Source organism: Vibrio sp. 10N.237.312.B06 (assembly GCF_041464685.1).
Lineage (GTDB): Bacteria > Pseudomonadota > Gammaproteobacteria > Enterobacterales > Vibrionaceae > Vibrio > Vibrio tasmaniensis_A.
On record NZ_JBFSPI010000135.1, the window covers coordinates 1 to 7,337 of the forward strand.

The following is a 7,337-nucleotide window of genomic DNA, read 5'->3' on the forward strand; positions in this document are numbered from 1 at the left end:
AACTCTTTACCATGCTGTTCAAAAAACACTCACGAAAGATCAACACGCCCTAGTTTTTAACTAAAAAGAGTGTGCGTTAGCTTCAATTTTTTAACTTGCTGTTAATCTTTACGTTTACCTATATTCCAAGTCCCTCATAATAAGGGAAATTTATAAAGATTTGGAATAATGCGCCGAACCTCGTTCAACTTCTCCATGTTACTTGCTACAGCATTAAGCTGGGTGCTGGTGACATTAATGCCTGTTATCAATGCTCATGGTAATAGTGCGGGAGTATGGGCGTCGTTATGTACGGTCAATGGCTTTGAACTGGTTCAAATTGAAGAAGGTGAACCTAATACTCATAAAGGAAAGCCGTGTCCCTTTAGCCATTTTTCCACGTTTCACCAAGATGAACTTCCAACTACACTACTGACAACTCGACTGAGTTCTATTGTCTCAGACAGCTACGCTTTTTTGGCTCTAAGCGAACGCTATATGAGGCAAGCCCCGCGCGGCCCTCCCTTTGTTACTGCTTAAACCTAACCCACTAAAATAATTAAAAAATAAAGTATTAAGTAAAGTTAAACATGCTCAAATTACTTTCTGATCTTTCAGAAGGTATGTTTGCGTGTGTCAAAGGAAATAATAATGTTGAGAAATGAATCTCAAACCCCTGCGAAAGCACAAGCAACTTCGCAGTCTAAAAGCAGTGCAACAACTGGTTCGAAAACCAATCTAAAAAGCAAAGACCGCAATAAAACTCTCTACTTCCTCACTTGGCGCTGGCACTTCTATGCTGGGCTATTCGTTATCCCGTTTATGCTAATGCTGAGCATTACAGGCTTGGTGATGCTTTTTGATGATGAAATCGAACTTGTTTTCCATCAAGACGCGATTGAAATTGTTGCATCGGGCGAACCGATCAAGGTGTCACAACAATTAGCTGCGGTACAAAATCAATACCCACAAGGTACGGTGACACAATTTGTACCGAGTAAAGTCCCTGATCTTGCGAACCGATTTTCTGTATCACTTGAAGATGGCACGTCCGTTTTCGCCACGGTGAATCAATATACTGGCGAAGTGGTAGGAGAAATCCCCCGCAGCGACAGTCTGTATCAACTGGCGAATGACATTCACGGCACTTTGTTGATTGGTGATTGGGGGGATTACCTAATTGAAGTCGCAATAAGCTTGTCTATTCTGTTACTCATCAGTGGCATTTACTTATGGCTTCCTCGAGATAACGCGAGCCGCGCTGGTTTTCTTAAGCTTCGATTTGGTTCAGGAACGCGTATTTTAATGCGTGATCTGCATGCGAATATCGGTGGAACACTGTCATTCATTCTTCTGTTATTTATTCTATCGGGATTATCATGGACAGGTTTTTGGGGCGGTAAGCTAGTGCAAGCATGGAGTACTTTTCCTGCTCAAATGTGGGATGACATTCCACTGTCTAACGAAACGCATGCTTCTTTAAATCACGGGTCTGAAGAGGAAATGCCTTGGAACCTAGAGCAAACTCCACTGCCTTTGTCTCAAGACAAGCCAGCAGAACACGTCCACCAAGTAGAAGATGCGTCTGAAGCTCATGACCATTCTAAGATGGGTGAAGACCACTCTCAGCATGTGTTGTCAGCTAGCACCTTCGAGATTGATGACGTTATTGAAAAGGCACACTTACTTGGCTTTACACAGTACAAGGTGAATTTCCCGCGTTCAGAAACGGGTGTTTACACCGTGGCCGCCAATACCATGGGTGGCGATATCATCGACCCAACCCAAGATCGCACGACTCACCTCGACCAGTATTCAGGGCGCATTCTAGGAGAGGTGACGTGGCAAGATTACAATTTATTCGCCAAAACCTTAGCCGTCGGTATTTCTCTGCATCAAGGTGACATCAGCATCATTAATAAGCTTCTAAATGCGTTGTTCTGTTTGGCGTTCATTGTGGTGTCAGTGACTGGTGGAGTAATGTGGTGGATACGCAGACCTTCAGGCCAAAGAAAGTTGGGAACGCCACCGAAGTTTGGCGATGCTGGTTTTTGGAAAGCAGGCTTAGTGACTGTGGTTATTATTTCGATACTGTTTCCACTCGCGGGTGCAACTATCGTGACAGCAATGCTATTGGATTGGTTACTGTTTTCACGCGTTGAGAGATTCAAGACCGCGTTGAGTTAATTGACATGCAAACGGACTTTCTCGACTTGAGAAGGTCCGTTTATTTATCAGATGAGAGATTTCTTTGTGAGGAAGACTTTAGACTAGATGCTGCTCTAGATTTGATACAGCTTTAGATCTGATAAAGCTCAAGCGGCAGGCCGTCTGGGTCTGCGAAAAACGTAAATGATTTCCTCGTAAATTCATCAACTCGAATCGGTTCGACTTCAATGCCTTGTTCTCCCAAGTAGCTTTTGGCATGTTGAACGTCATCAACACAAAAGGCCAAATGTCTCAGCCCTTGAGCTTCCGGAAAGCTTGGTCTTTCAGGTGCGTCAGGGAAGCTGAATAATTCTATTTGAGCGCCATTAGGCAGTGCCAAGTCGAGCTTATACGACTGACGTGCTTCACGATAATTCTCCGCAATCACTTCAAGCTTTAAAACTTCCGTATAAAAACGTTTAGAGACTTCGTAGTCTGAGCAAATAATGGCGGCGTGGTGTATTCCTTTCAGCATCAGTTTATTTCTCCTGCCAGTTTGTCACCCAAGTGTTCCATCGCGTAATCAATGAATACACGTAATCGAGCGGGCATGTACTTGGTTTGAGCAAACTGCATCGCGATAGCGCCATGGTAATTACTCTTGATGGTCCAATCTTCCAGTACTTGCACTACAGAACCTTCAGCCAATGCATCTTGGATCACGAAGTCATGGAAAATACCCACGCCAAGCCCTTCTTTAACGCCTTTCAATCGCATCTGAGAGTGGTTCACAGCGTAACGTCCGCTGACGGGTACTGTGTAAAACTCATCATCTTTAAGGAAGTCCCAAATGTGGTCTTTATCTGTTTCTGCAAGGTATAAGCAGTCGTGCTCAGACAGCTCGGTAGGGTGGTGAGGGGTTCCTTTAGCATCTAAATAGTCGGGGCTCGCACATAACACGAGGTTTGTTTTTCCGAGCTCTTTCAATACCAAACTCTCGTCAGGTTTGTCGGTAAGGCGAAAGGCAATGTCGATGCCTTGGCGCAATATGTCGATGTCGCCATCAGCTGCCCTTAGCTTGAGTTGAATCTCTGGATACTGATTTAAAAATGGAACAACAAAAGGCTGTAGCACTGAGTTCAAGAACGCCTCAGGCGCCGCTACCGTTATAGAGCCTGCAGGTTCAGTATGGTCGGAGGTAGACAGCTCAACCGCTTGTTGCGCCGCATTAATCATGACCACGCTTTGGTCGTATACCAACTGGCCTGCTTGCGTGATGATCAATGTACGAGTGGTACGTTCAAACAGCTTTACTGAGAGTGCTTTTTCTAGACGTGTGAGCAATTTACTCAACGCTGAGGGTGTCACCCCTAACTGCTTTGCTGCAGCGGTAAAGCTACCTTCATTCACAACTAAGATAAACGAGGCGAGATCGGGAAGTAGGGCGATGAGTTTTGGGTTAATCATAAGTGTCCAGTAGGGCTAGTTGCAACGGTGAGCTTATTGACAATTGTGAGTGATCTCTTCTGATTTGTGAATCAATTTCATTAATCACTTGGCGTGATTGCTCTGATTGCTTGGCGTGTTTTGCTTTTCATCTCATCGGTTTTCATCTGTATAGCGGAGTTGCTGATGCACATTCTAAGAGAAGCGGATAATCATCACCATATCGTTCTGAGATGAAAAAGAGAGATCTGATATGAAAGTGAAATTAGACACAAACGGAAGGGGATTTGACGTTAAAAAGAGCAGGTAAGACGCGTTTATGTGCCCTGTGTCACTGGGATGAACCATTATTCGTGCCTGCGATTCATTAATGTTTTTCCAACTAAAGGGATAATCGAGAAGGGGATGTTCAACTAGAATAGGGGTATAAGTTTTACAGTGTAAATGATCGAATTGAAATCGTTTACGTCCCCTACATAATGCGGCGCGCGATGCTGCTGAATAATAATTAGGAAGGAATAGACAATGTCTTCTGCATTTTACCAACAGATTCAAACTCAAATCGAAGAAGTTAAAGAAGAAGGTCTTTACAAGTCTGAGCGCATTATCACTTCTGCACAAAAAGCAGCGGTTTCTATCTCGACTGGTGAAGAAGTACTAAACTTCTGTGCAAACAACTACTTAGGTCTTGCTAACCACCCAGCTCTTATCGAAGCAGCTAAAGATGGTATGGATCAGCACGGTTTTGGCATGGCTTCAGTACGTTTCATCTGTGGTACTCAAGACTCTCACAAAGAACTAGAGCAAAAGTTATCTACGTTCCTTGGTAAAGAAGACACTATCCTTTACACATCTTGCTTTGATGCAAACGCTGGCCTATTCGAAACGATTCTAGGCAAAGAAGACGCAATCATTTCTGATGCTCTAAACCACGCATCTATCATTGATGGTGTTCGTCTGTGTAAAGCAATGCGCTTCCGTTACTCGAACAACAACATGGAAGAGCTAGAGCAGCAACTTATCGCAGCTAAAGAAGCGGGCGCTCGTCACACGCTTATCGTAACTGACGGCGTGTTCTCAATGGACGGCGTAGTCGCTAACCTTCCTGCTATCTGTGACCTTGCTGATAAGTACGGCGCACTAGTGATGGTTGATGACTCTCACGCAGTTGGCTTCATGGGCGAAAACGGCGCAGGTACTCACGAGTTCCACAACGTTGTTGACCGTATCGACATCATCACAGGTACGCTTGGTAAAGCAATGGGTGGCGCTTCAGGCGGTTACACTTCTGGTAAGAAAGAAGTAATCGACTGGTTACGTCAGCGTTCTCGTCCATACCTATTCTCTAACTCTGTTGCACCTGCGATCGTATCGGCGTCTATCCGCGTTCTAGATCTTCTAGCGGAATCTGGCGACCTACGTATTCAACTATGGGAAAACTCTGCTCACTTCCGTACTCGCATGGAAGCAGCTGGTTTCACTATGGGCGGTGCTGACCACGCAATCATCCCAATCATGCTGGGTGATGCAAAAGTTGCGGCTGAATTCGCAGAGCGCGCACTAGAGAAAGGCATTTACGTGGTAGGTTTCTCTTTCCCAGTAGTACCAAAAGGCGCAGCTCGTATCCGTACGCAAATGTCTGCTGCGCACTCTCGTGAGCAACTGGATCGCGCAATTGATGCGTTCATCCAAGTTGGTAAAGACATGGCTATCATCTAATTTTAAAGGGGTGCCTTTGCATCCTTTGATTAGATAGAACAACACCCAATAGAACATATAGATTTTTGATTCTCGCCTTACAGTTAGGCGGGATGAACTGGATAACATTATGAAAATTAAAGCACTTTCTAAGCTTAAGCCTGAAGAAGGCATTTGGATGACCGAGGTTGAAAAACCTGAAATGGGTCATAATGATCTTCTAATCCGTATTAAGAAAACTGCAATTTGTGGTACAGACGTACATATCTACAACTGGGATGAGTGGTCACAAAACACAATTCCAGTACCTATGGTGGTAGGTCACGAATACGTGGGTGAAGTTGTTGGCATCGGCCAAGAAGTTCGTGGTTTTGAAATCGGCGACCGTGTATCTGGTGAAGGCCACATCACATGTGGTCACTGTCGTAACTGTCGTGGCGGCCGTACTCACCTTTGTCGTAACACAACCGGTGTTGGCGTAAACCGCACTGGTGCGTTCTCTGAGTTCCTTGTGATCCCAGCGTTCAACGCATTTAAGATCCCTGCAGAAATCTCTGACGATCTAGCATCAATCTTTGACCCGTTTGGTAACGCAGTACACACAGCGCTTTCTTTCGACCTAGTAGGCGAAGACGTGCTAATCACTGGTGCTGGTCCAATCGGTATCATGGCTGCTGCTGTTGCGAAGCACGTTGGTGCTCGTCACGTTGTAATCACTGACGTAAATGAATACCGCCTAGATCTTGCTCGTCAAATGGGTGTGACTCGCGCAGTAAACGTGATGGAAGAGAAGCTTGAAGACGTAATGTCGGATCTTGGCATGACAGAAGGCTTCGATGTAGGCCTAGAAATGTCTGGTAACCCATCTGCGTTCAACAGCATGCTGACTAACATGAACCACGGCGGTAAGATCTCTCTACTAGGCATTCCACCATCAGACATGGCAGTAGACTGGAACCAAGTCATCTTTAAAGGCTTGGTTATCAAAGGTATCTACGGTCGTGAGATGTTCGAAACTTGGTACAAGATGGCTTCTTTGATTCAATCTGGCCTAGATCTAACACCAATTATTACTCACCACTACAAAGTGGACGACTTCCAGAAAGGCTTCGACATGATGCGATCTGGTATGTCTGGTAAGGTAATTTTAGACTGGGAGTAGGATACTACCGGTTTTGAATATCAGAAGGCAACAGGTAAAACTGTTGCCTTTTTTGTCGCCATTCTTAATTGATAATTAATTTAAACTATTGATATTTAGTGGTTATTTTTGTTTTTTCATATAGTGGCAAGTTTGATTCAATCAGGGTTAGACCTATCACCAATCATTACTCATCACTTTAAAATTGATGATTTCCAAACTGGCTTCGATGCTATGCGTAGTGGGCTTTCTGGCAAGGTTATCCTTGATTGGGAATAGAAAAAATTAGGCTCTAAATAGCAAAAGGCGACAGTGAAAATGTCGCCTTTTTTACGAATAAAACCGCTAAATAACGGTCGATTACAGTGTCTGCCGCCACTTTGTCGCCATTAATTCTCTAATGGATTGAGGTGTACAGCTTGTATCAAATGTTCTGGAGCAAAATGAGAATACGCCATTGTCTGCTCAATCTTAGTATGCCCAAGAATACGCTGTAACACCAAGATATCCCCTTTGTTCATCATAAAATACGAAGCAAAGGTATGCCGTAGAACATGCGTCGCTTGCCCACTCGGAACGTGCTCTGGTAAAGCATTTTTAATGTAGCGCCAGGCGTCCTTGTAACTCGTGTTAAAAATTTCATGGTCGCTCACGGCGATATCTAAGATCTCTTGATATAAAGCTGGTGAGATGGGCACACTTCGATTCCTCTTACCTTTTGTCTCGGTGTAAGTCAGTTTAAATTCAGCTACCTGTGAACGGGTAAGAGTTAGAGCTTCACTTATACGGGCACCGGTGGCTAAGCAAATCTTAGAAATTACAATGAGCTGCGGAATCGAGACTGTAATGACTCGGTTGAAATTTTTCAGGTTAACTAGGGCGTGTTGATCTTTGCTGTACATTTCGCGTTCAACAATACATCGGT

The 7,337-nt window shown here is 44.4% G+C and carries 7 protein-coding genes and 1 pseudogene; 5 read left to right on the forward strand and 3 right to left on the reverse strand.

The genetic code is table 11. The annotated features are described in order from the left end of the window. Positions 1-168: 168 nt before the first annotated feature. Positions 169-519 carry a hypothetical protein gene (locus tag AB6C75_RS22190; protein WP_009845601.1) on the forward strand — a complete coding sequence of 117 codons (351 nt, stop codon included), beginning with the start codon at positions 169-171 and terminating at the stop codon, positions 517-519. Positions 520-630: 111 nt separating this feature from the next. After that, positions 631-2,166, forward strand: a complete 1,536-nt coding sequence (locus tag AB6C75_RS22195; RefSeq protein WP_372109280.1) for a PepSY-associated TM helix domain-containing protein — start codon at positions 631-633, stop codon at positions 2,164-2,166. A gap of 112 nt (positions 2,167-2,278) precedes the next feature. On the opposite strand, the gene AB6C75_RS22200 is transcribed toward AB6C75_RS22195, so the two are convergent. Next, on the reverse strand, positions 2,279-2,662 hold the full coding sequence (locus tag AB6C75_RS22200) for a VOC family protein (protein WP_229649959.1): 384 nt from the start codon (positions 2,660-2,662) through the stop codon (positions 2,279-2,281). Continuing rightward, entirely contained in the window at positions 2,662-3,594 is a 933-nt protein-coding gene (locus AB6C75_RS22205) for a LysR substrate-binding domain-containing protein (protein WP_372109282.1), read from the reverse strand. Before AB6C75_RS22205 ends, AB6C75_RS22200 begins: the two co-directional genes overlap by 1 nt. A 504-nt stretch (positions 3,595-4,098) precedes the next feature. Between AB6C75_RS22205 and AB6C75_RS22210 the strand changes: the two genes are divergently transcribed. The 3 genes and pseudogenes from AB6C75_RS22210 to AB6C75_RS22220 all read left to right on the forward strand — a co-directional run. Continuing rightward, positions 4,099-5,292: a glycine C-acetyltransferase gene (locus tag AB6C75_RS22210; protein ID WP_017098369.1), complete on the forward strand. Its 1,194-nt coding sequence runs from the start codon at positions 4,099-4,101 to the stop codon at positions 5,290-5,292. A 109-nt stretch (positions 5,293-5,401) separates the two neighbouring features. Further along, positions 5,402-6,433 carry an L-threonine 3-dehydrogenase gene (gene tdh, locus AB6C75_RS22215; RefSeq protein ID WP_009845596.1) on the forward strand — a complete coding sequence of 344 codons (1,032 nt, stop codon included), beginning with the start codon at positions 5,402-5,404 and terminating at the stop codon, positions 6,431-6,433. Between the two features lie 123 nt (positions 6,434-6,556). Continuing rightward, positions 6,557-6,691, forward strand: a pseudogene (locus tag AB6C75_RS22220) (L-threonine 3-dehydrogenase); the annotation flags it as partial. A gap of 110 nt (positions 6,692-6,801) precedes the next feature. Here AB6C75_RS22220 and AB6C75_RS22225 read toward each other — a convergent pair. Beyond that, a partial coding sequence (locus AB6C75_RS22225) for a tyrosine-type recombinase/integrase (protein WP_372109284.1) occupies positions 6,802-7,337 on the reverse strand: 536 nt, incomplete at its 5' end.